The sequence below is a fragment of the Pseudomonas sp. DWP2-2 genome (assembly GCF_049897065.1).
In the GTDB taxonomy this organism is placed as follows: Bacteria; Pseudomonadota; Gammaproteobacteria; order Pseudomonadales; family Pseudomonadaceae; genus Aquipseudomonas; species Aquipseudomonas paracarnis.
Genome location: NZ_JAFCVN010000001.1, coordinates 625,490 through 649,001 on the forward strand (window position 1 = coordinate 625,490; position 23,512 = coordinate 649,001).

The window sequence follows — 23,512 nt, forward strand, 5'->3', positions numbered from 1 at the left end:
AAGCGTCAATGTCAGCTCAAGAAGATTAGGGAAAGCCCATATGAACACCAACAACATCAAACGCTACGCCCCCAAGGCACGCACCGCCTTCATTGCCGCAATGACCAAGCGCGCAGCGCTCTTTGGCATCCGCGAATCCAGCATCCCCAGCATGGGCATCGAACCGCTGGAGCAAAAAGGCGATCTGGCGCTTATCGGTGATCGTCCGTTCCCGGCAAGCATAATTCGACCCCGTGCCGCGCTGGTGAAAAAGGTCGAACAGATAGGCTTTACCCAGGCCATGGAACAGGCCGCCTACAGTTGGTTCAACCGCATCTGCGCCATCCGCTACATGGAGCTCAAGGGCTACCTCGATCACGGTCGTCGCGTGCTCAGCCACCCGGATCAACCGGGTAGTTTTCAGATTCTCGACGACTGCCTGGATATCGAACTGGAAGGCCTGGACAAGCAGCGAATTGCCGAGCTGAAGCTGGACGGCACCAAGGACGAAGAACTGTACCGCGAGCTGTTACTGGCCCAGTGCCATGCCATGCACCAGGCCATGCCCTTCCTGTTCGAGGCGGTAGACGACGCCCTGGAGCTACTCCTGCCGGACAACCTGACCAAGACCGACTCGCTGATCCGCGAACTGGTCAAGGCCATTCCCGAGGAAGACTGGCAGGACGTGGAGATCATCGGCTGGCTCTACCAGTTCTACATCTCCGAGAAGAAGGATCAGGTAATCGGCAAGGTGGTGAAGAGCGAGGACATTCCTGCCGCCACCCAGTTGTTCACCCCCAACTGGATCGTCCAGTACTTGGTGCAAAACTCCGTGGGCCGTCAGTGGCTGCAGACCTACCCGGACTCGCAACTGAAAGAAAAAATGCCCTACTATATTGATCCGGCTGAGCAGACGCCCGAAGTGAAGGACCATCTGACCGCCATAACCCCGGACAGCATCGACCCGCTGACAATCAAGGTTCTCGACCCCGCCTGTGGCTCCGGCCATATCCTGGTCGAGGCCTACAAGGTGCTGAAAGAGATCTACACCGAGCGCGGTCACCGCAGCCGCGACATTCCGCAGCTTATCCTCGAACACAACCTGTTCGGCCTGGACATCGACGACCGTGCTGGCCAGCTCGCCGGCTTTGCTCTGATGATGCTGGCTCGCGAGGATGATCGGCGCATCTTCGGTCGCGAGGTGAAACTCAACGTGCTACCCCTGCAGGAAAGCCGTTACCTCGACGTAACCGCCCTGTGGCAGGCCCTCAATCTGAGCAGCGACTGGCAGCATGGCCAGTCACAGAGCCTGTTCGAACACGAACAGAGCGACCTCAGCGCTGCCCAAGCCGATAGCCGCTTCCGGCTGATGAAAACAACCCTGAGTCGCTTCACCCAAGCCAAGACCTTCGGGTCTCTGATCGACGTGCCCGCGGCAGATTCCGAACCGCTGGGCGAGCTACTGGAGCAACTGCGGCAGCTGGCGAAAGATGGCGATTTGATGCAAAAGCCCGCGGCGCAGCAGCTGATTCCCTATGTTCAACAGGCTTGGGTATTGGCGCAGCGGTTCGATGCGGTGGTGGCGAATCCACCGTATATGGGTAGCAAGGGCATGAATGCCGATCTCAAGGCCTTCGCTGGCAAGACCTACCCCAACAGTAAGTCGGATATGTTCGCCATTTTCATGGAGCATGCCTTCAGCCTGTTGAAGCCACATGGCTTCAACGCGCAGGTCAATATGCAGTCATGGATGTTCCTGTCCAGCTACGAAAAACTGCGCATTTGGCTGTTAGAGTCCAAGACATTTATCACCATGGCCCACCTCGGTGCACGGGCCTTTGGACAGATCTCGGGCGAAGTGGTGCAAACGACTGCCTGGGTAATTGGTGCGCAGCATGTAGCGAACTTTCAGCCTGTTTTCTTTCGTTTGATTGAAGGCAATGAAGACTCGAAACAGCAAGCTCTGCTGGAACGTAAAAATCGGTTTGATAGCACGCAGCAGGATGATTTTAATAAAATTCCAGGCGGGCCGATTGCATACTGGGCAAGTGATAAGACCCGTAAGGTATTCTCTGAAAACCCTTCGCTCAAAGATGTTCTGATGCCTAAACAGGGAACATCTACTGGAGATGATGAGACTTATGTAAGGTATTGGTTTGAAGTAAATAAAAGCGATATTGGGTTCAAACTGAAAACACTTGAAGCTGCATTGCAGTCTGACTTTATCTACTTTCCGCTTGATAAAGGAGGGGAATTTAGGCGCTGGTACGGCAATAACGAAAAGATCATAAAACTAGGAAGTGGCGCATACGAAAACCTCCTTAATATTGGAAATCACCTTCCATCTCGAGACCTTTATTTTAAAAGAGGGTTGACTTGGTCAAAAATCTCTTCATCTAAGATAAGCGTCAGGCTTGATGACTTCGGCTTTGTTTTCAGTTCAGTCGGACTGAAAGGATTTCCGGCCGAGGTTAATTTCCATAGCTGCCTAGGCTACATGAACTCAAGCCTTGTTCAAACTTATACAAAAATACTTTCACCAACACTAAGCATAATCAGCGGCGACATTGAGAAGTTACCCTACATAAAGCCAGATCGCACAGAATCTGACGACGTAGTTAAACAATTGGTTAATATTTCAATCTTGGATTGGAATTCTTTTGAGATATCTTGGGATTTCTGCACCCCAACTTTACTTTCTCAGTCAAACCTCAAAAGCAATCTAAACGAAGCGTATCGCGCAGTGCGAGTACGCTGGAATGATCTAGTTATTGAAACAAAATATCTCGAAGAGACCAACAATAACATCTTCATGAAAGTGTATGGCACAGAAGATGAAGCCGAAGTATCTGTTCCTATCAGTGAGATTACTTTGAATTGCAATCCTCATTATCGATATGGAGAGGATCTCGATGGTAAAGAGCTTGAAGCACGACTTCAGTCCGATACCTTTGCGGAGCTAATTAGCTACGCCATCGGCTGCATGGTGGGGCGCTACTCCCTTGACCGTGAAGGCTTGGTCTACGCCCATTCTGGCAACCAAGGCTTTGCCGAACTGGTCGCCGAAGGCGCTTACAAAACCTACCTCGCAGACAGCGACGGCATTCTGCCGCTAACCGATCAGGAATGGTTCGCCGACGACGCCACAAACCGCTTCCGTGATTTTGTCCACACCGTCTGGGGCAAGGAGCATCTGCAGGCAAACCTCGACTTCGTAGCAGAAAGCCTGTGCCTGTACGCTATCAAGCCAAAGCGCGGTGAGTCGGCGCTGGACACCATCCGTCGCTACCTTAGCTCCCAGTTCTTCAAGGACCATCTAAAGACGTACAAAAAACGCCCCATCTACTGGTTGTTCAGTTCCGGCAAGCACAAAGCCTTCGAGTGCCTGGTCTACCTGCACCGCTATAACGAAGGCACCCTGGCACGCATGCGGACCGAATACGTCATCCCGCTGACCGCCAAGCTCAACACTTACGCCACCAAGCTTGAGCAGGACATCGAAGCCAGTACCAGCACCGCCGAGAAAAAGGCGCTGGAAAAACAACTTACCATCCTGCACAACCAACAAGCCGAACTCGCCACCTTCGACGAAAAACTTCGCCACCACGCCGACCAGCGAATTAGCCTGGATCTGGATGAGGGTGTGAAGGTGAACTACGGCAAGTTTGGAGATTTGTTAGCTGAGGTTAAGGCTGTAACGGGCGACAAGGGCGACTGACCATCCGCATGGAGCATTACCGATGGCACTGAAAGCATTCCGAGGCAGACCCTTCGAGCATACGCACGAGAATCGGGCCTTCAACGAGCTGTTTGATTTACTCGACGCACATTGTTCGGCTTCTGGTCAGGACTGGTACCTGCTGGGCAATTTCTATGTGGGCAGCCGTGAACTGGATGCCATGGTGATCAAGTCAAATGCGGTGATCATCCTCGACTTTAAGGAGTTCCGAGGAAAATTACAGTTTTCTGAAGAGGGCCCTTGGCTGATTGAGGATGAGGAAGCAGGTAGCAATGTCCAAGTAAAGGGCGGCGCCAGCGTCAACCCGCTGCGCCAGTTGCGTATCAACAAAGGAGTCATGCTTGATTTTTTGGGTCGCAATTTTACTGACCTTAATGCGGCCTGCAACTGGCGGCATGTCGCAGCTCTGGTAGCCTTTCAGGGGCCGATTGAATTCGATCATCGCCACTTACCCGGTTCGATAAAGCCTTGGTTCCATATAAGCGATATGGGACGGATCGTTCGCGATTTGGACGCCATTGTCAGCAGGGAGATCTTTCTCTCGCGCGAAAACGTGGAACGCCTCACTGCTCAGCTTGGTATTGATCCTTTTGTACCGGCAGGCGCCCCCAAGCTTAGGCAATTGAGTGGCCAGGCGGCTTCAGGACCTGACGAAAGCAGATTGACTCAGCAGCAGAGTCAGGCACTAGGCGAGTTTTCGACCTGGCTGAAATCTAACAGTGGCGTATTTCGTCTCGCCGGCATGGCCTCAACTGGCAAACGCTTCATCTTTCAGCACATAGTAGGCGCCTTGGAAGAAGCCGGTATCGAATTGCTTCTATTGACCCCAAGTGCACGGATTTCTTCGACCTATCAACACCCTTTAGCTCAGCCCGTCTCTATCTATACTTGGCTGTACAGCCAGCAACCCAATCGTTTTGAGATCAAAGACGGTCGCAAAGTAGGGATTCACGAGATAAGAGAGGATCACCTTTTACATGGAAAAATCCCTGTATTGGTGGATGCCCATTTGCTGAGTGACGAAGAGTTTGATGTGGGGGAGCGGCGTTATGGCTCAGGTCGACTGATTCATGACTTTCTCTCGGTTATTGCAAAGCAAAAAGCGCCTTTTGTGGTTATCGGCGATCCCTATCAGATGTCTAGAGGATCACTGCAGCGTTCCCTGATCAACGGCAACATGCTGGAGCAGTTAGGGCTCAGTGTTGTCAGCTACCTGTTGACCGAACAGATTCTAGATGACGGAAAAGACGCGCTGAGCAAGCTGCAGGCGCATCTCGTGAATAGCTTAGACAAAGACCGCTTCAATAAGCTGCCACGCCTGTCAGGCAAGCGTCTTGATATTCTTGAAAACGTCAATTCAAGGAGCTGGGTGCCGGACATATCCAATGTCCGCGCTGAATCCATCCTGGTTTGTGGCACTCACGAACAAGCCGCCAAGGTCAATGGCGCAGTGAAAACAAAGATTCTGGGGCATCTCAGTCCGACCAAATTAGCGGCGGGTGACCGGATTGACTTTCACAACCGTACGCCGATCTTGGCGTCCGAGCCTGATGCATTCAGTCAAAGTACGATTCGCTGGGTCAGCTCCGGCGAAATCGGTCTTGTAGACTTTGTTGAAGACACAATGGAAACCTACCTGATTCAACTTCGTGGGCGCGAAGAGAAAATCAGCCTTCATTTCCAGCGCGCCAGATGCCGAATTCCAAGCTTTGGAGAGGTGGAGTTCCGTTATTTTGTCGATTACTTTGAAGCTGAACGACCTGACATAACTGGCGACCAGTATCTCGCGCTTCAAGTATTGGCTAGGCAGCTTGCCAAACCAGTGCTTGAGCTGCGTAAGAAACAACTACCGGAAAAGAGTGATCCCCTTTACAAGCCAGCAAGGGCGGAGTACGACAGGTTTGAGTATCAGATTTTGCAAACACAAGGATATTCGTCTGCCGCGCTGATCCGTCCAGCCCACGCATTAACCGTTCATCGCGCTCAGGGACGTCACTGGCCGAGTGTCTGGGTTAATGCCTCACGCAGCGCCTCCAGTGAAAAGCCCAATAACTCGGACTATTTCCGCTGGCTGTATACCGCCTCCGTTGGTGCTGACGAGACCTTCACTGTCCGACAGATGCCCTTTCTCAGCCCCCTGAGTAATGCAGTCGTGAGCCGCGCCCATGACTTCGGAATTGGTACCTTCCCGCTCAAGCACGGTCTGTTTTATGACTCATCTCGTCAGCCTACAGAACAGGAAGCCTCGATGGTTATGCCGTCAGGTTTCAGCGAAATGGCATTGCGCCCGCTGTTTCTTGAGCTAAGCGAACGACTTGCCGATTCAGACTGGAGCCTTAGCGACTGGCGACAGTACAGCTATCAGGTGGTCATCTCGCTCTCTTACCAAACAGCCGCTACAAGCATTCGAGTCAGGCTGCATTACGACAAAAAACTTGCCGTTACCAACGTGGTTTTTCTCGACTGCAGCAATATTGAAAAGGAAACCATCAACAGGCTTCTGATGAAGCCTTTCAAGCCACAAAGCGAAACCTTGGCTGAAGCTGTCGAGGCACTTCAGGAACGGCTGGCTGCGCACAGGTTCGTGATAGTCGACGGGGCTGAGACCAGTTATCGAGTGCAGTTGACGCTCGCAGTTGAAAACGACGCCGTTGAAATCCAAGTTAATGCTGACAAAGAAGGAATGATCAGCTCAATCCGCGTCTTAAAAGCGTCCTCAGAAAGCATCGTGCAAAAGCTGGAAAAGGCAATGGCGGTGCAGTCATGAGTATTTTTGATGATATTCGGGATCACAAATCGCGTGAGGACTTGGAGGGTGCCTGGCAGGTAGGTTCCAAGGCATTGGAGCAAGATTCTGGTAACTCGTTCCTGAAGACTTCGTTGTTTTGGGTCATTTATGCAGAGCTGAAAAAACTGCTGGAGCCTATCAAAACGCGAGACAACAATAGGCCCCATCACAATGAACAGCGGATGATTGATCTATGGGCCTCACGCATTCACATGCTCCAATTAGAGCTCCCCAGTGAAAATATTGATTTCCGTTTGTGGAATCTTTTCCGTGAGACCGGAAAATTCTGCGATCCAATCTGTCTCTTCATTTTGCAACGCGGCAGTGCACTGTTTAGTCCAGAAGATCACAAACCATTCATTACAGAAAAAGGAGAGTCGCCCAGCGTTGTACTGCGACTGGCACGCATGGTGGCCGTCAATTACCTGCACAAAGGCCTAGTGAGCCCCCTTCCGGCAAGTCGAGTCGTCGCACTTATAAACTACGCCTTGGATAAGGCCGAAGATTCACCGAAAAACAAGATTTGGCTTGAATACGATAAAGCCAGGATTTTTGTAACTGCCGGCGACATCGTGAGGGCAAGAGACGCCTATCTATCTGTGCTTAAAAACAAGCGCGGCGAATCCTGGGCATGGTTTGGCTTGGCCAAAACCTACGAAAACGAACCAGAAAAAGCTATTTGCCTAGTCTCTTTCGGCTTAACCTGCGCTCACGACCCCAAATTCAGCATCCCCGGACTGGTGCGACTGGCGGAGTTACTTGCCCAGACAGGCGTGCATGATTACGCCTCAAAGGCGCTGGTAAAACTGACTAGAATCTACAGCAATAATGGCTGGCCGCTTAAAGACAGCATCGTTGAGCTTACGTCATCTGCATGGTTTGACGCATCGCTGGATACCAGTGATCTTGATGCTCATGTAAAAGAGCTCGCAAAAGGTGCCAATCAGTACGCCATGGTCAAACCAACCTACTTGTCAGGTGTACTTCTTTCAGTACACGAGTCAGGTAAAGGCGCCACGATTTATATCCACAGAGATCTTAAACTTTTTGCGCGAAAAGCCGTCTTCGAAAATCGAAAAATCCCTAAGCCTGGAACTCTTTTGAAGACCTTTTGCGACATGGGCTCTGAGAGTCAGGATGTCGTTTCGGTTGAGAACATACAGGTGATTGAAACTCAGGACATCCGTTCATTCAAAGGAAGCTTGAAAGTAAGCGAAAAAGGATTTGGATTTGTAAATGGCGAGTTTTTTGTCCCGCCAGGTCTGGTTGAAGGCGTACAGCGGGACGCCGAAGTTTCCGGCACAGCCGTTATGTCTTTTGACAAAGTCAAGAACAAATACGGGTGGAAAGCTATTACCCTATTTAAAGATGTTAGTTCACCAAGCTCAGGTGAACTCGGACCATTGCAAGGCCAGCCATGAATTACAACTATGGTGACAACAAATCTCCGAATGTTTTCAAGGGCGACATGTACGCCGAAAAAACGTACATATTGATGAGTTCCGGGCCGTCAGGGATGCATTGTTGTCTCACGATGACATTTCCCACGCTGACCTCTCGTTTCCTGTTTCAGGCTTAGGCGAATAAGTGCATGAACACCCAACAACTGACACAAGGCCTGAATCAGGCATTCTTCAAAGAAAACCACCGCATCGTTTTCTGGTACGACCCTGAGCAGGGCTTCACGGATGAACTCGGCCAGCTTGATCTGCCCGGCGTTCAGGTGCTGAACATGCAGGGGCATTCCACCTTCGGTACCAAGCTCAAGCTGGAGCTTGAGGACACTGAAGGTAAGTACCTGCTCTATTTCCCTTGCATCGAACCAGACGCGAATGATGACTGGCTACTGGACATCAAGCTGTACTCGCGCAGTTTCTATGCTGACAAAGTGTCAGTGATATTCAATGACCTGGGCTTACAACAGCAGGTGCTCCGTGAACATCTAGCCAAGCGTGAGCGTTTCCTTGGCAGCAAGGCTCGTCTAGCTAGTCTGAAGCGTTTGATTCAACCAACTGACACTGAGCATGAGTTGGATCTGGCGATGATTGCTGTTGTGCTGGGTGCAAGTGGCAGTGACGTCATGACGCTGCTTTGCACTTTGGCCGATGGTGCCGTACATGACGATTTGGGTCTTGAGCAGAACCCAGCGGTCATCGATGAGCTGTACAAGCTCCACCTTATGCCTGCGTTACTGCAGGCCCTGCGTGACGAGGTAGGCTATCCAGCCTCCATCGAGGAAATCAGTGGCGATAAAACCTTTAGCTTTGGGCATTTCCTAATTCGACTGCTGGCAACCGGGTTCTGCGAAAGTATCGGCGATATACCCAACTGGGCCTCAGCGATTGCTATCCCCTCAGCCAGCGCACGCGCTACTTCACGTGCACTGCTTTCCCGCTGGCGTGACAGCTCACGGTTTTACCAAGCCTATGATGAGATTTCCGGCTGGGTCGGTGAGGCCCTACATATCACTCAGAAAATTTGTGAAATTTCGTTGGAGAGCTTGGCAAATGTTGCAACCTTCGAAGCCGTCGAGCGACAGATCATCGTCGATCTGACCAAGGCTATTCCGGAGGCAGATCCGCGTGACCTCGGTCTGTTTGCGAAGATCATTTCCGAGCGACTGGATAACTATTGGGCGACTCGCCATAAGGACGATGAGACACGCCGCAAGTACCGGCTGCTATACACGGCGCTGTCGTCTGCAATCGACCTGTTTACGCTGCGCCACAAGCACGCTGCAGGCTTCCACTTCACCAGTTCAGAGGCACTGTACAAAGCCTATGAGAGCGAATTGTATCGCTTTGACACGGCTTACCGCCATTATTTCGCCGCCTCTCAGCGCGCCCACGTCGAGCTGCTGAAGAAGCTCGATGAGGCCGTCGAGCAGTGTTATGCGTATTGGTATCTCGATCAGCTTGGACGCTCCTGGGGCGACCGCGTTGAGGCCGAACAGCGCTTGGAGCACTGGAAAATACCTGGCATTCCTAACCAGCATAATTTCTATGAGCGTTGGGTAGCGCCATTGTTGGAGGGGCATCGTAGTAAGCGCGTTGTAGTGATCATTAGCGATGCCTTCCGCTATGAAGCCGCCGTCGAGCTGTGCCAGCGCATCAATGAAAAGCGTTACAGCAAGGCCAGCCTGAATAGCCAGTTGGGCGTATTGCCGAGTTACACCACATTGGGCATGGCTTCCCTGTTGCCACACCAGACACTGGAGTATCGCGAAGGCAGTGATGGTGTTTTCGTAGACGGACTCAATACTGGCAACACCATCGCTCGCGACAAGATTCTTGCCCATCATGGCGGCATGGCCGTGACCGCGCTTCAGGTCAAAGAATGGTCCCGTGACGCGGGACGTGAAGCGCTCAAGGATCAACAGCTGGTTTACGTCTACCACAACGTGATTGATGACCGCAGCGATAAGGGCGGTGGTTCTGAGGTGGATACCTTCCATCACGTCGACTTCGCCATCGAGGAGCTCACCGAGCTAACCCGCAAGATCCTCATGCACTTCAATACCAGCACGGTGTTGATCACGGCGGATCACGGGTTTCTGTTCCAGCAGAGTAAGCTCGAGGCTGCCGATCGCACCTCGCTTGCCGAGAAGCCGGATAGCGCGATCAAGAGCAAGAAGCGTTACGTCATTGGCCATACGCTGCCTGCTGCCAAGGATGTTTGGCAGGGCTCGACCACACAGACCGCAGGCACGACATCGGACACTCAGTTCTGGATACCCAAAGGTGCGAACCGTTTCCACTTTGTGGGCGGTGCACGCTTCGTCCATGGTGGAGCCATGCCTCAGGAAATCGTTGTGCCTGTGCTGACGGTGAACCAGTTACGGGGCGAGAAAGCCGAAAAACGCACCAAGCGCAAAGTCGGGGTGATCTCGCCAAAGTCAGCCCTGAAGATGGTCACCAATATCCAGCGCTTTGACCTAATCCAGACCGAGTCGGTCAGCGAACAGGTGCTGTCGGTTACGGTTGCAGTGGCGATCTACGAAGGAGAGCAGCCGGTCTCCAGTGAGGAGATTGTGACGTTCGACTGCGCGACGGATTCCATGAGCGAGCGCCTTAAACAGGTACGCCTGTCACTATCAGGCAGCGACTTCGACCGGCAGAAAGATTACTTCCTGGTGATCCGCGATAAGGATCTGAACACTGAGCTTGAGCGCTACCGTTTGACGATTGACCTGGCCTTCACCGACGACTTTTTTTGAGAGCGCGAGACTAAATGGAAACCCAAGTGGATAAAGATCTCGATCAGTTGCTCAACGAGCACTTTGCCGGTCGAGTGGTGCGCAAGGATCTGACCAAGCTGATAAAGGAAGGTGCGAACGTACCGGTTTACGTGCTTGAGTACCTGCTGGGTATGTACTGCGCGTCCAATGACTCAGAGGTGATCGAACAGGGCCTGAAGAACGTCAAAACGGTTTTAGCGGAAAACTATGTTCGCCCGGATGAGGCTGAGAAGGTCAAGTCTCTAGTTCGCGAGCGCGGTACGTACAAGGTGATCGACCGGGTCACCGTGCGATTGAATGAGAAAAAAGATCGCTACGAAGCCTCTTTCAGCAACCTTGGCATCAAGGACGCTGAGATCTCTGCCGGCATCGTCAAGGAATACGAAAAGCTCCTTGTGGGCGGCATCTGGGTGATCGCAACCCTGAGCTATTATCACGAGGAAGGCCAATCTGGATCGCCTTTTGGCGTCACGCTGCTCAAGCCGATCCAGATGCCGAACATGAACATGCAGGAGCTGTTTGCCGGGCGCGCTGCGCTGAATACACCGCAATGGCGCGAGGCTTTGATCCGCTCCATCGGCATGGAGCCCTCGACCCTGGATGAGTCCGTGCAGTGGCATTTGTTGGCCCGCATGGTTCCCTTCGTGGAGAACAACTACAACGTCTGCGAACTCGGCCCACGCGGTACCGGCAAGAGCCATATCTACAAGGAGTGCTCGCCGAACAGCATGCTGGTCTCCGGTGGGCAAACCACCGTTGCTAACCTGTTCTACAACATGAGCAGTCGCCGCATCGGTCTGGTCGGTCTTTGGGATGTGGTGGCCTTCGATGAGGTGGCCGGCATCAACTTCAAGGACAAGGACGGAGTTCAGATCATGAAGGATTTCATGGCCTCCGGTTCTTTTGGTCGCGGTCGCGAGCAGATGGAAGCCTCAGCCTCCATGGTCTTCGTCGGTAACATTAACCAGAGCGTTGAATCACTGGTAAAAACCAGCCATCTGCTGGCCCCGTTCCCTGAGCAGATGATCGACGCAGCCTTTTTCGACAGATTCCACGCCTACATCCCAGGCTGGGAAATTCCGAAAATGCGCCCGGAATTTTTCACCAACAGGTACGGGCTAATCGTCGATTATCTGGCTGAGTTTTTCCGCGAAATGCGCAAGCGCAGCTTCGCCGATGCCATCGACAAACACTTCAAACTGGGTAACAACCTAAACCAGCGCGATGTGATCGCAGTACGCAAAACAGTATCCGGCCTGCTCAAGCTGCTCTACCCACACGATGTGTTCACCAAAGAAGACGTGCGCCAGTGCCTCGAATACGCACTTCAAGTCCGCCGACGCGTGAAAGAACAGCTAAAGAAGATCGGTGGAATGGAGTTCTACGATGTTCACTTTAGCTACATCGACAACGAAACCCTCGAAGAACACTTCGTCATAGTGAAAGAGCAAGGCGGTGGTGGTCTTATCCCTGAAGGGCCAGGAAAACCCGGTTTTATCCACACTATAGGCTTGAGCGGCAAAGGCATGCCTGGGCTTTATCGGATCGAACTGCAGGTGACCAAGGGTACTGGCAAGCTAGCTACCTCAGGTCTATGGAACTCTAGCTCTGCCAAAGAACAGGTGAAAATTGCCTTTGACTACTTCAAGGCCAACGCCTCGCGTATCAGCGCCTCGGCTAAGGTATTGGAGCACGACTTCCATTTACATGTGGTTGAACTGCAAAACACCGGCCCTCTTACTCATATGGCACTACCCAGCCTAGTAGCTTTTGCTTCCGGCCTAATGGGCAGGCCTGCGCAAGGTCAAATGGTAGTGCTCGGCGATATGAGCTTGGGAGGCAGCATCACGCCAGTTGAAAGCATCGCCGAGTGCCTGCAAGTGGCTTTCGACGCGGGAGGCAAGCGCGTTGCGCTTCCAATGAGCAGTGCCAAGGATATCCCTAGCATCCCAGCCGAACTGTTCACCAAGTTTCAGACCAGCTTTTATGGCGAACCAGTAGAGGCTGTATTTAAGGCAATGGGCGTGGATTGAAACAAGTCTATCTATTAGCCCGCTTGCGACTTTGAGGCGGGCTGTTTGGCCTGCACCAGTTTTCGAAATGCTGGCTTGGCCCATTGATTCACCCTTACAATTCCACTCTAACCAAGGAGTGCAATCGGATGGCGTTTTACATCGAAGGTAAGGGTGAGGCTGTGATCAGCCTTCAAAATGAGGAATTTCGGGTTGACTCCGACACTTTGAAACAAGGTGATACCGTCCAGACAAGTCAACAAGACTATGATGAGGATGACGTCGACTTCGAAACTTGGTTCTTCTCTACGTCGCGGGGTGAAACCACCGAAGCAAAGCAGCTCTTCACATGGAAGGTGGAGTACACCCAAGATTTCAGCACCGGCAAGCTTTTTATCAACGCCGCTCAGTGTGTAACTCCAGACGTGATAATGATAAAAGACCTCGCTTTCAGCGCTGTAGCCGAAGATGAGTAGTTAAAAGGAGCTTGCGCCGGGCGCTTTCCTTTAAGCGCCCATTGCCTCAGCCATTGCATGCCCTGACGATGGATGGGCCCGCAGCTACATCGAACCTACTCAATTTAACGAGCTTCGAGAAAGCCGTACTTTGGCGGTCGCTTCGAGCTTTGTCTGACTACACCATCTCTGGCCTTCCTCCGAACACCAGAAAAATCGCTCCCTCTACAACGCTCACCATGCGACGATCTTCACTCAGTTAATGCCAACGCAAAGGGGTCCCGCCTACACCGCCCCCAGACCCTCTAACTGACGCCAAAAGCCCCTCACTGTTGCGGATGGTACGGACTCTGCCACCCGTAGGACGAAAACACCTATCTCACCCAGTTGGTGATCGACCTCACCCTGATTTGCCATATCCTTCAGGTGGTGATCAGAAAAATGATCTGAGTACAGCTCGTCGTACCGATATCAGTCAGTGCCCGCCAAGAGAAAGATCGCGACAAGGAACAGTCCGCAGCCAATACAGTCAGGACTGGAGCTTTGACAAATCTTAACGTGACGAAGCCCTGTATGGCGCACTCTACGAGCTTTTTGCTAACGGTGACCCAACGGTGACCAAAATGAACAAACGCCAGAAACAACAAAGCCCGGTCGTTTCCGAACCGGGCTAAGTCATTGAAAAATATGGTCGGGACGGAGTGATTCGAACACTCGACCCCTAGCACCCCATGCTAGTGCGCTACCGGACTGCGCTACGCCCCGACTAGGCGTGTTACTGGGTTCGCTTCTTAACGAAGCGAACCGGAATATACCGCAAGCTTTTGAAATGTGGAAGTATTTTTAAAGCTTGAATCATTTTTTCAGCACCACCAGTACATCTTCCAATTCGGAGATCATTTGGCGGATCAGTTGCTTGTATTGAGTGGTGTCGTCTTTGGCTTCGTCACCGGACATACGCTGGCGTGCGCCGCTGATGGTGAACCCTTGGTCGTACAGCAACGCGCGGATCTGTCGGATCATCAGCACGTCCTGGCGCTGATAATACCGACGGTTCCCGGTGCGTTTGACGGGGTTGAGTTGAGGAAACTCCTGCTCCCAATAGCGCAGCACGTGCGGTTTTACCGCACACAACTCGCTGACTTCACCGATGGTGAAGTAGCGCTTGCCTGGGATGACGGGTAGCTCGTCGTTATGACTTGGTTCCAGCATAAGCCTCAACTCGGGCCTTCAACTTCTGCCCTGGACGAAAGGTGACCACACGGCGAGCCGTGATCGGGATTTCTTCTCCCGTTTTTGGATTGCGGCCAGGCCGCTGGCGTTTGTCTCGCAGGTCAAAATTGCCGAAACCGGACAATTTGACCTGTTCGTTGTCTTCCAGAGCGTGCCTGATCTCTTCAAAAAACAGCTCGACCAATTCCTTGGCCTCGCGCTTGTTCAGACCCAACTCTTCGTACAGACGTTCCGCCATCTCAGCTTTCGTCAAAGCCCCCATACGTCACTTCCTTAACGTGGCGTTCAACCTTTGTTCGAGCGAGGTGAGGATATTTTGCGTCGTGGTATTCACCTCATCGTCATTAAGAGTGCGCGATGGATGCTGCCAGGTCAAGCCAACTGCGAGGCTTTTTCTATGCGGATCAATGCCTTTACCCTGATAGACGTCAAATAGCCTGAGGTCTGTCAGCCATTCCCCTGCATTTTCACGGATTACATCCAGAACTGCAGTGGCGGCGACTTCACGGTCGGCGATCAGGGCCAGGTCGCGACGCACTTCAGGGAAGCGCGACAACTCGCTGAATTTAGGCATCTTGCCCGACGCAACTTCAGCCAAGACTAGCTCAAACACGAAGACTGGACGGTCCAGCCCCAAGGTTTTCGACAGTTCTGGGTGAATGGCGCCCACAAAGCCCACCAGGCGACCTTCACGCTCGATACGTGCAGTCTGGCCTGGATGCAACGCTGGGTGGCTACCCGGCACGAACGTAAAGGCGTCCAACGCACCGGCAAAGCCGAGCACCGCTTCCACGTCTGCCTTGACGTCGAAGAAGTCCACGACCTCACGGCCTTGCGCCCAGCCTTCCGGCAGACGGCTGCCGCAGACGACGCCCGCCAGCATCGGCTCTTGCTTCAAGCCATCAAGCTGGCCGACGAAACGCAAGCCGCTTTCGAACAGACGCACGCGGTCTTGCTGGCGGTTCAGGTTGTGGGAAAGTGCCTTCACCAGGCCCGGCCACAGCGACGAACGCATGGCGGCCATGTCGTTGGAGATCGGGTTGGCCAACAACAGCGGTTCAACACCAGGGTTGAACAACTCGAACTGCTTTGGATCAATGAAGCTATAGGTCACGGCTTCCTGATAACCACGGGCAACCAGCAGGCGGCGCAGTTCAGGCAGGTGCGCACGCGCTTCGGCCTTGGGTTGCGGTGCCAGGCGTGCTTGCGGATAGCGAACCGGCAGGCGGTTGTAACCGTACAGGCGCGCCAGCTCTTCGATCAGGTCGACTTCCAGACTGATGTCGAAGCGATGGCTAGGTACTGCAACTTGCCACTGCCCTTCCCCGCCCGCAGAAATACCCAGGCCGAGCGCGGACAGCAGTTGCTCGATTTCAGCCGGCTCGATGACCAGGCCAAGCATCTGCTCAACGCTTTTGGCACGCAGGGTGATCGGCGCAATCGACGGCAGGAACTGTTCGTTGACGGTTTCGGTAATCGGGCCGGCTTCACCACCGGTGATTTCCAGCAGCAGGCCGGTAGCGCGCTCCATGGCTTCACGGGCGAGTTTCCAGTCCACGCCACGCTCGTAGCGGTGCGACGCATCGGTGTGCAGGCCGTAGGAACGAGCCTTGCCAGCGATCGCGATCTGGTCGAAGAACGCGCTTTCAAGGAATACGTCACGGGTGGTCGCGGATACACCGCTGTGCTCGCCACCCATCACGCCGGCAATTGCCAGGGCACGTGTGTGGTCGGCGATGACCAGAGTGTCGGCACGCAGGCTGACTTCCTGGCCATCGAGCAGCACCAGTTTCTCGCCTTCCTCGGCCATACGCACGCGGATGCCGCCATTGATTTCGGCAAGATCAAACGCGTGCAACGGCTGGCCGAGTTCCAGCATCACGTAGTTGGTGATGTCGACGGCAGCGTCGATGCTGCGTACATCGGCACGACGCAGGCGCTCGACCATCCACAGCGGGGTTGGCTTGGACAGGTCCACGTTGCGGATCACACGTCCCAGGTAACGCGGGCAGGCGTTTGGTGCCAGTACCTCAATCGAGCGTACTTCGTCGTGTACCGCCGGTACGGCAGCGACCACTGGACGAGTGACAGGTGCGTTGTAGAGCGCGCCCACTTCACGGGCCAGGCCAGCCAGGGACAGGCAGTCGCCACGGTTGGGGGTCAGGTCGACCTCAATGCTGGCGTCTTCCAGTTCCAGGTAAACACGGATGTCCTGACCCACTGGCGCGTCGGCCGGCAGCTCCATCAGGCCATCATTGCCCTCACCCACTTGCAGTTCGGCCTGGGAGCACAGCATGCCGTTGGATTCAACGCCACGCAGCTTGGCCTTCTTGATCTTGAAGTCGCCCGGCAACTGGGCACCGATCATAGCGAACGGGATCTTCAGGCCCGGGCGCACATTAGGCGCTCCGCACACGACCTGAAAGGTTTCCGAGCCGTTGCTGACCTGGCACACACGCAATTTGTCGGCATCAGGGTGCTGCTCGGTGCTCAACACCTCGCCCACCACCACACCACTGAAAACACCGGCGGCCGGCGTAACGCTATCGACCTCAAGACCGGCCATCGACAGGCGAGCAACCAGCTCGTCGCGATCTACCTGCGGGCTTACCCAGCCACGCAGCCATTGTTCACTGAATTTCATCCTGCTCTCCTAAAGATTCGTTACGACTAGCGAAATTGCGCGAGGAACCGCAAGTCGTTGTCGAAGAACAGACGCAAGTCGTTCACGCCGTAACGCAGCATGGCCAGACGCTCAACGCCCATGCCGAAGGCAAAGCCCGAGAACTCTTCTGGATCGATCCCGGACATGCGCAGCACGTTGGGGTGAACCATGCCGCAGCCCATCACTTCCAGCCAGCCGGTCTGCTTGCACACACGGCAGCCTTTACCGCTGCACATCACGCATTCCATGTCGACTTCAGCGGATGGCTCGGTGAACGGGAAGAACGAAGGACGGAAACGTACCGCCAACTCTTTTTCGAAGAACACCCGCAGGAACTCTTCGATGGTGCCTTTGAGGTCGGCGAAATTGATATCGCGATCAACCAGCAGGCCTTCGACCTGGTGGAACATCGGCGAATGGGTGATATCCGAGTCGCTACGGTACACACGGCCTGGGCAGACAATGCGGATCGGCGGCTTGTTCGCTTCCATGGTGCGGACCTGTACCGGCGAGGTATGGGTGCGCAGCAGCATGTTGGCGTTGAAATAGAAGGTGTCGTGCATCGACCGGGCCGGGTGATGGCCTGGGATGTTGAGCGCCTCGAAGTTGTGGTAGTCGTCTTCGACCTCAGGGCCTTCGGCAATGCCGTAGCCGATGTGGGTGAAGAACTGTTCGATACGTTCCAGAGTCCGGGTGATCGGATGCAGACCGCCCGACGCCTGGCCACGACCAGGCAAGGTCACGTCAATGGACTCGGCGGCGAGCTTGGCCGCAAGATCGGCCTCCTCGAGCGACGCCTTGCGCGCATTGAGAACCTCTGTGACACGCTCCTTGGCGACGTTGATCAGCGCACCGACTTGCGGACGCTCTTCAGCGGGCAGATTTCCCAGGGTCTTCATCACCTGAGTCAATTCACCTTTCTTGCCAAGGTAGTGAACCCGGATTTGCTCCAGGGCATTTACATCTTCAGCGCTTTGCACAGCCTCAAGGGCTTGGGCGACGAGCGCGTCCAGGTTTTCCATGTACAGACTCCAGATACAAAATAGGGGAAGAGCTTGAAGGCTCTTCCCCTATTTATGACGTTTACCACCTTGGGCCACAGGAGTAGCCCAGGGTGACTGTCGGGGGTACTTAAGCCAAGGAGGCTTTAGCTTTCTCGACAATCGCAGCAAACACCGCTTTTTCGTTCACGGCCAGTTCAGCCAGAACCTTACGGTCGATTTCGATGGACGCTTTTTTCAGGCCAGCGATGAAACGGCTGTAGGACAGACCGTTAACACGTGCACCGGCGTTGATACGAGCGATCCACAGAGCGCGGAACTGACGTTTTTTCTGACGACGGTCACGGTAGGCGTATTGGCCTGCCTTGATTACCGCTTGCTTGGCAACACGGAATACGCGTGAACGCGCGCCGTAGTAGCCTTTAGCAAGTTTCAGAATTTTTTTGTGACGCTTACGGGCCATGACGCCACGCTTTACACGAGCCATGAGTTACTTCCTCTATTCTTGAACCAAAATTAACGAAGGCGCAGCATGCGCTCGACTTTTGCCACGTCAGACGGATGCAGCAAGCTGCTACCGCGCAGTTGACGCTTACGCTTGGTCGACATTTTGGTCAGGATGTGGCTCTTGAAAGCGTGCTTGTGCTTGATGCCGTTAGCAGTTTTCAGAAACCGCTTAGCAGCACCACTTTTAGTTTTCATCTTTGGCATGTTCGGTACTCCGCATTCAGTTGATAAACATAATCAGAAGGCCTGCCGTGCCCTGTTGATTACTTCTTCTTTTTCGGGGCGATGACCATAATAAGCTGGCGTCCTTCCATCTTAGGATGCTGTTCGACCGAACCGTACTCCAGCAGGTCAGCTTCAACCCGCTTGAGGAGTTCCATCCCCAGCTCCTGGTGGGCCATCTCACGGCCGCGGAATCGCAAGGATACCTTGGCCCTGTCCCCATCACTCAGGAAACGTACCAGGTTGCGCAGTTTTACCTGGTAATCCCCTTCCTCCGTCCCTGGACGAAACTTGATTTCTTTTACTTGAATCTGCTTCTGGTTCTTCTTCGCTGCGGCAACCTGCTTCTTCTTTTCGAAGATAGATTTGCCGTAGTCCATCACCCGACAAACAGGTGGGATTGCATCGGCGGAGATTTCCACCAGGTCCAGCTTGGACTCTTCTGCAATACGAAGCGCTTCATCAATCGAGACGATGCCAATCTGCTCGCCATCAGCGCCAATTAACCGAACCTCGCGTGCCGAGATATTCTCGTTGATCGGGGCTTTCGGTGCAGCTCGTTTATCTTGTCTCATTTCACGCTTAATAATAATTACTCCGAATCTGGGCGACCACGCCGGGAAACCGCTTGCGCGAGGAACTCAGCGAACTGGGCGACGGGCATCGAGCCCAGGTCAGCACCTTCACGAGTACGCACAGCGACAGTCTGCATCTCGACTTCCCGATCTCCGATAACCAAAAGATAGGGAACCTTGAGCAAAGTATGCTCGCGGATTTTAAAGCCGATCTTTTCATTTCTCAAGTCGGACTTGGCACGAAATCCGCTTTCGTTGAGAGTTTTTTCAACTTCAGCGGCAAAATCTGCCTGTTTATCAGTGATATTCATGATCACTGCCTGGGTCGGAGCCAGCCACGCAGGGAACGCGCCCTCGTAGTGCTCGATCAGGATACCGACGAACCGCTCGAACGAACCGAGGATCGCCCGGTGCAGCATAACCGGGTGTTTACGGCTGTTGTCTTCGGAGACGTATTCGGCTCCCAGACGGATCGGCAGGTTAAAATCGAGCTGCAGGGTACCACACTGCCAGACACGGCCAAGGCAATCTTTGAGCGAGAACTCGATCTTCGGACCGTAGAAGGCGCCCTCACCCGGCTGCAGATCGTACGCAAGGCCCGCACTGTCGAGCGCAGCGGCCAGTGCCGCTTCGGCGCGATCCCATAGTTCGTCGGAACCGACGCGTTTTTCCGGACGAGTGGACAACTTCATCTCGACTTCGGTAAAGCCGAAATCGCGATAAACGTCCATGGTCAGCTTGATGAACGCTGCGGACTCGGCCTGCATCTGCTCTTCGGTGCAGAAGATGTGGGCGTCGTCCTGGGTGAAGCCACGCACCCGCATGATGCCGTGCAGCGCACCCGATGGTTCGTTACGGTGGCAGGCACCGAACTCGGCCAGGCGCATCGGCAACTCGCGGTAGCTCTTCAGGCCCTGATTGAATACCTGCACGTGGCACGGGCAGTTCATCGGCTTGATGGCGTAGTCGCGGTTTTCCGACTGGGTGGTGAACATGTTGTCGGCGTAGTTGGCCCAGTGCCCGGATTTCTCCCACAGGCTGCGATCAACCACCTGGGGAGTCTTGATCTCCAGGTAACCGTTTTCGCGCTGCACCTTGCGCATGTACTGCTCAAGCACCTGGTACAGAGTCCAGCCATTCGGGTGCCAGAACACCATGCCCGGCGCTTCTTCCTGAAGGTGGAACAGGTTCAGGCGCTTGCCGATCTTGCGGTGGTCGCGTTTTTCAGCTTCTTCGATGCGCTGGATATAGGCGGCCAATTGCTTCTTGTCAGCCCAGGCCGTGCCGTAGATCCGTTGCAGCTGTTCGTTCTTGGCGTCACCGCGCCAGTAGGCACCGGACAGCTTGGTCAGCTTGAACGATTTGAGAAAGCGCGTGTTCGGCACGTGCGGGCCACGGCACATATCCACGTATTCTTCGTGGTAGTATAGCCCCATGGCCTGCTCGTCCGGCATGTCTTCTACCAGACGCAGCTTGTAGTCCTCGCCACGTGCGGTAAACACGTCGATCACTTCGGCACGCGGGGTGACTTTCTTGATGACGTCATAATCTTTTTCGATCAGCGCGTGCATGCGCTGCTCGATGGCCGCCAGGTCGTCCGGAGTAAAAGGACGCTCATAGGCGATGTCGTAATAGAAGCCTTCTTCAATGACCGGGCCGATCACCATCTTGGCGGTTGGATACAGTTGCTTGACCGCATGGCCAATCAAGTGCGCGCAAGAGTGGCGAATGATCTCCAGCCCCTCTTGATCCTTGGGCGTGATGATTTGCAGGCTGGCGTCGCTGGTGATCAGGTCGCTGGCGTCAACCAGCTTGCCGTCGACCTTGCCGGCCACGGTGGCCTTGGCCAGGCCAGCACCAATGGATGCGGCGACCTCGGCTACGGAAACCGGATGATCGAATGAACGCTGACTGCCGTCGGGAAGAGTAATAGTTGGCATGGCGCCTCCTCTCCTAGTGGTGACCCCTACCAAAGGTCACGTGGGTTGGGATGAGCCAGTACAAGATCCAACACCAGGCCGCTCAATAATGAACGCCTGCCTTACAGCGGCAGGAGCCTTTCGGCCAACCGATAATCGAACCAGAGTGACTGGAGTGAACAAAAAGAACCTGGCAAGGCGGCAAATGGCGCGCCCGGAAATAGCCAGGCAAGGATGCTAGCACAGATGAACGGTCATCGCGTTGGTCAAGCGCTGGGTAAAGAGCAATTCATGGCTTTACAGTTGCAAAAGTGAACTTGAGCTGTACGCAGGGCCTCAAAGCCACTGAGAATCGCCGTTCGTCCTCGACCCAAAGGAGCATCCCATGATGCGTTTTACCTCTACCCTCGCTGTCGCCGCTACCCTGAGCCTCCTTTCCCTCGGCGCGCAGGCTGCAGCCCCTTCCAACTGGCCAGCTGGCGCCCGTGACGCCTTCGTCAACGACTGCAGTGCCGCAGCCAGCCAGAACGTGGACGTCAAAACTGCCAAAGCCCACTGTGAATGTGGCGCTGACAAGATCAATGCCGAATTGAGCACTGCCGAGATCAAGGAATTGATGACCAACCAGAACGCCAGCCCGGAGCTTAAAAACAAAGCAGTCGCGGCTATTTCGTCCTGCAAAGTGGTGAAGAAAAAGTAAGATTGGCTGACGATTCGACGGTCATTTCGCTGAAAAAACGGCCTGAAAACTGCCATCTCACACAAATCATGCAGGTTTTACGGCTTTTTTTAACAGCTGATATTTCGTCGCGAAGCCCCGTAAATCGGGGCTTTCAGCCGAACAACGGATCAAACGCAAAGCGATTGATTAGCAAACAGTGCCTTGGGGGGGCTCCCAAGCCGAACATTTCGACTATGATAGCCCTGTGTGCCCAGTTGGCCTGAGCAGCACAGCACTACTGAAAATATATGTTTCTTGGAGATACACCATGTCTAATCGCCAAACCGGCACCGTTAAATGGTTCAACGATGAAAAAGGCTTCGGCTTCATCACTCCTCAAGGTGGCGGTGACGACCTGTTCGTACACTTCAAAGCTATCGAAAGCGACGGTTTCAAAAGCCTGAAAGAAGGCCAAACCGTTTCCTTCGTGGCTGAGAAAGGCCAAAAGGGTATGCAAGCTGCACAGGTTCGCGGCGAGTAATTCTCCGCTGAGCTAAAAAAACCCCGTCCATGTGACGGGGTTTTTTATGGGCGATGCAAAAGCCGTATCAGCCGCAGTTAACCCGGTTGATCACCAGATTGTCGTCGGTGTTCAGGTTCAGGCGGTCGGAGCGATACTCCAGCGTGACCATGTCGTTGGGCTTGAGGATGCGTGCATTCTGCGCGCCAGCACGCGTACGTGCTTGCTCCAGCAACTGGGGCGAGGCTTTCTGGCCGATGGCGAACTCTGCGGCCTTCGACTCACAGCGGCTATGACCGGCATCGGTCACAGTGGCAGCTTTGCCTGGCTCAGAGGCACCCGGGGTACTGCAACCCGCCAACGCGAGCGCAGCCAACAAAGTACCGAATGATGCGAGCTTCCAAGGCATGAAGCCTCCTATGATAAAAAGTGGACAGAGATCGTGCGACAGCATTCAAAGCGATTGGTTTCAAGACGTTAACCGCCTGTGGGCAAGTCTGCCTGAGTCACGGCCTGCAATCGCTTGGTGAATCGTGACTAGATATGAACGTATTCAGTAGATATCGATGTAGTCCGACGAAGGAGTAGGCCAATTCTGCTTCAGCGCGTTGAAAATCTGCATGACCCAGACTTCATCGCTGGCCGCCACGTTGCCGACATAGCCGGAACCTTTGGCCCAGGTCTCCAGGCGAAACACCAGGCCAGCGATATCAGCCCCACCGACTACGCCGGAAGAAATGTAGGCGATGCCTTCTTTGGTTACCCGCAACTGGGTATGTTCGTCGTCACTGGCGCTGCCAAGCAATTGGCGCACGGCGTCCAGCGTCAGGTTGTCGGGCTTGCTCAAATCGATTTGCACGCGGTGTTTCCCGGCCATTTAACAGGCCAACAGTGTCGCACAGCCGCCGCTTCATGCCTAAGTAGCAGTGCCAAATGCCGTACAAAATGCTTAACTGCGCCCCTCTGGAACGGCGTTCCAGTGCATTGCCCCCGCATTTT

Annotated in this window: 18 protein-coding genes and 1 tRNA gene; 8 read left to right on the forward strand and 11 right to left on the reverse strand. The window is 54.0% G+C overall.

Annotated features, from left to right (window positions below):
• The first annotated feature begins 40 nt into the window (after positions 1 to 40).
• From pglX to ACP7CZ_RS02610, 6 genes are all read left to right on the forward strand, one after another.
• Entirely contained in the window at positions 41 to 3,697 is a 3,657-nt protein-coding gene (pglX, locus tag ACP7CZ_RS02585) for a BREX-1 system adenine-specific DNA-methyltransferase PglX (protein ID WP_153334719.1), read from the forward strand.
• 22 nt (positions 3,698 to 3,719) lie between these two features.
• A complete protein-coding gene (locus ACP7CZ_RS02590; protein WP_153334720.1) occupies positions 3,720 to 6,485 on the forward strand; it encodes an ATP-binding domain-containing protein in 2,766 nt (921 codons plus the stop codon).
• Positions 6,482 to 7,927, forward strand: a complete 1,446-nt coding sequence (locus ACP7CZ_RS02595; RefSeq protein WP_153334721.1) for a tetratricopeptide repeat protein — start codon at positions 6,482 to 6,484, stop codon at positions 7,925 to 7,927. Before ACP7CZ_RS02590 ends, ACP7CZ_RS02595 begins: the two co-directional genes overlap by 4 nt.
• A gap of 170 nt (positions 7,928 to 8,097) precedes the next feature.
• The gene (gene pglZ / locus ACP7CZ_RS02600) at positions 8,098 to 10,722 is read left to right on the forward strand and encodes a BREX-1 system phosphatase PglZ type A (RefSeq protein ID WP_153334722.1); all 2,625 of its coding nucleotides are present in this window, start codon (positions 8,098 to 8,100) and stop codon (positions 10,720 to 10,722) included.
• A 14-nt stretch (positions 10,723 to 10,736) separates the two neighbouring features.
• The gene (gene brxL, locus ACP7CZ_RS02605) at positions 10,737 to 12,776 is read left to right on the forward strand and encodes a protease Lon-related BREX system protein BrxL (RefSeq protein WP_153334723.1); all 2,040 of its coding nucleotides are present in this window, start codon (positions 10,737 to 10,739) and stop codon (positions 12,774 to 12,776) included.
• Positions 12,777 to 12,904: 128 nt separating this feature from the next.
• Positions 12,905 to 13,231 carry a hypothetical protein gene (locus ACP7CZ_RS02610; RefSeq protein ID WP_153334724.1) on the forward strand — a complete coding sequence of 109 codons (327 nt, stop codon included), beginning with the start codon at positions 12,905 to 12,907 and terminating at the stop codon, positions 13,229 to 13,231.
• A 667-nt stretch (positions 13,232 to 13,898) separates the two neighbouring features.
• On the opposite strand, the gene ACP7CZ_RS02615 is transcribed toward ACP7CZ_RS02610, so the two are convergent.
• The 9 genes from ACP7CZ_RS02615 to thrS all read right to left on the reverse strand — a co-directional run bounded on the left by ACP7CZ_RS02615 (position 13,899) and on the right by thrS (position 21,353).
• Positions 13,899 to 13,975: transfer RNA gene (locus tag ACP7CZ_RS02615), tRNA-Pro, on the reverse strand.
• 90 nt (positions 13,976 to 14,065) lie between these two features.
• Positions 14,066 to 14,422 (reverse strand): MerR family transcriptional regulator, encoded by a 357-nt coding sequence (locus ACP7CZ_RS02620; protein ID WP_003174972.1) that lies wholly within the window; start codon positions 14,420 to 14,422, stop codon positions 14,066 to 14,068.
• Positions 14,403 to 14,705, reverse strand: a complete 303-nt coding sequence (ihfA, locus tag ACP7CZ_RS02625; protein WP_002553164.1) for an integration host factor subunit alpha — start codon at positions 14,703 to 14,705, stop codon at positions 14,403 to 14,405. Before ihfA ends, ACP7CZ_RS02620 begins: the two co-directional genes overlap by 20 nt.
• A 3-nt stretch (positions 14,706 to 14,708) precedes the next feature.
• On the reverse strand, positions 14,709 to 17,087 hold the full coding sequence (gene pheT, locus ACP7CZ_RS02630) for a phenylalanine--tRNA ligase subunit beta (RefSeq protein WP_072446261.1): 2,379 nt from the start codon (positions 17,085 to 17,087) through the stop codon (positions 14,709 to 14,711).
• Positions 17,088 to 17,113: 26 nt separating this feature from the next.
• On the reverse strand, positions 17,114 to 18,130 hold the full coding sequence (gene pheS / locus ACP7CZ_RS02635) for a phenylalanine--tRNA ligase subunit alpha (protein WP_003192486.1): 1,017 nt from the start codon (positions 18,128 to 18,130) through the stop codon (positions 17,114 to 17,116).
• A 109-nt stretch (positions 18,131 to 18,239) separates the two neighbouring features.
• On the reverse strand, positions 18,240 to 18,596 hold the full coding sequence (gene rplT, locus ACP7CZ_RS02640) for a 50S ribosomal protein L20 (RefSeq protein ID WP_003192488.1): 357 nt from the start codon (positions 18,594 to 18,596) through the stop codon (positions 18,240 to 18,242).
• A gap of 29 nt (positions 18,597 to 18,625) precedes the next feature.
• The gene (gene rpmI, locus ACP7CZ_RS02645) at positions 18,626 to 18,820 is read right to left on the reverse strand and encodes a 50S ribosomal protein L35 (protein WP_002553160.1); all 195 of its coding nucleotides are present in this window, start codon (positions 18,818 to 18,820) and stop codon (positions 18,626 to 18,628) included.
• A 59-nt stretch (positions 18,821 to 18,879) separates the two neighbouring features.
• On the reverse strand, positions 18,880 to 19,431 hold the full coding sequence (gene infC, locus ACP7CZ_RS02650) for a translation initiation factor IF-3 (RefSeq protein ID WP_015884933.1): 552 nt from the start codon (positions 19,429 to 19,431) through the stop codon (positions 18,880 to 18,882).
• Complete coding sequence (thrS, locus tag ACP7CZ_RS02655; protein ID WP_003192490.1) at positions 19,431 to 21,353, reverse strand: threonine--tRNA ligase; 1,923 nt, start codon at positions 21,351 to 21,353, stop codon at positions 19,431 to 19,433. The genes infC and thrS overlap by 1 nt, the downstream gene beginning before the upstream one ends.
• Positions 21,354 to 21,717: 364 nt before the next feature.
• Here thrS and ACP7CZ_RS02660 point away from each other — a divergent pair, with 364 nt between their 5' ends.
• Together ACP7CZ_RS02660 and ACP7CZ_RS02665 are read left to right on the forward strand one after the other, a co-directional pair.
• On the forward strand, positions 21,718 to 22,032 hold the full coding sequence (locus ACP7CZ_RS02660) for a hypothetical protein (RefSeq protein ID WP_019820908.1): 315 nt from the start codon (positions 21,718 to 21,720) through the stop codon (positions 22,030 to 22,032).
• A gap of 289 nt (positions 22,033 to 22,321) precedes the next feature.
• Positions 22,322 to 22,534 carry a cold-shock protein gene (locus tag ACP7CZ_RS02665; protein WP_003234260.1) on the forward strand — a complete coding sequence of 71 codons (213 nt, stop codon included), beginning with the start codon at positions 22,322 to 22,324 and terminating at the stop codon, positions 22,532 to 22,534.
• A 67-nt stretch (positions 22,535 to 22,601) separates the two neighbouring features.
• On the opposite strand, the gene ACP7CZ_RS02670 is transcribed toward ACP7CZ_RS02665, so the two are convergent.
• Positions 22,602 to 22,922: an I78 family peptidase inhibitor gene (locus ACP7CZ_RS02670; protein ID WP_054898318.1), complete on the reverse strand. Its 321-nt coding sequence runs from the start codon at positions 22,920 to 22,922 to the stop codon at positions 22,602 to 22,604.
• A gap of 144 nt (positions 22,923 to 23,066) precedes the next feature.
• Positions 23,067 to 23,372: a hypothetical protein gene (locus ACP7CZ_RS02675; protein WP_034128280.1), complete on the reverse strand. Its 306-nt coding sequence runs from the start codon at positions 23,370 to 23,372 to the stop codon at positions 23,067 to 23,069.
• Between the last annotated feature and the right edge of the window lie 140 nt (positions 23,373 to 23,512).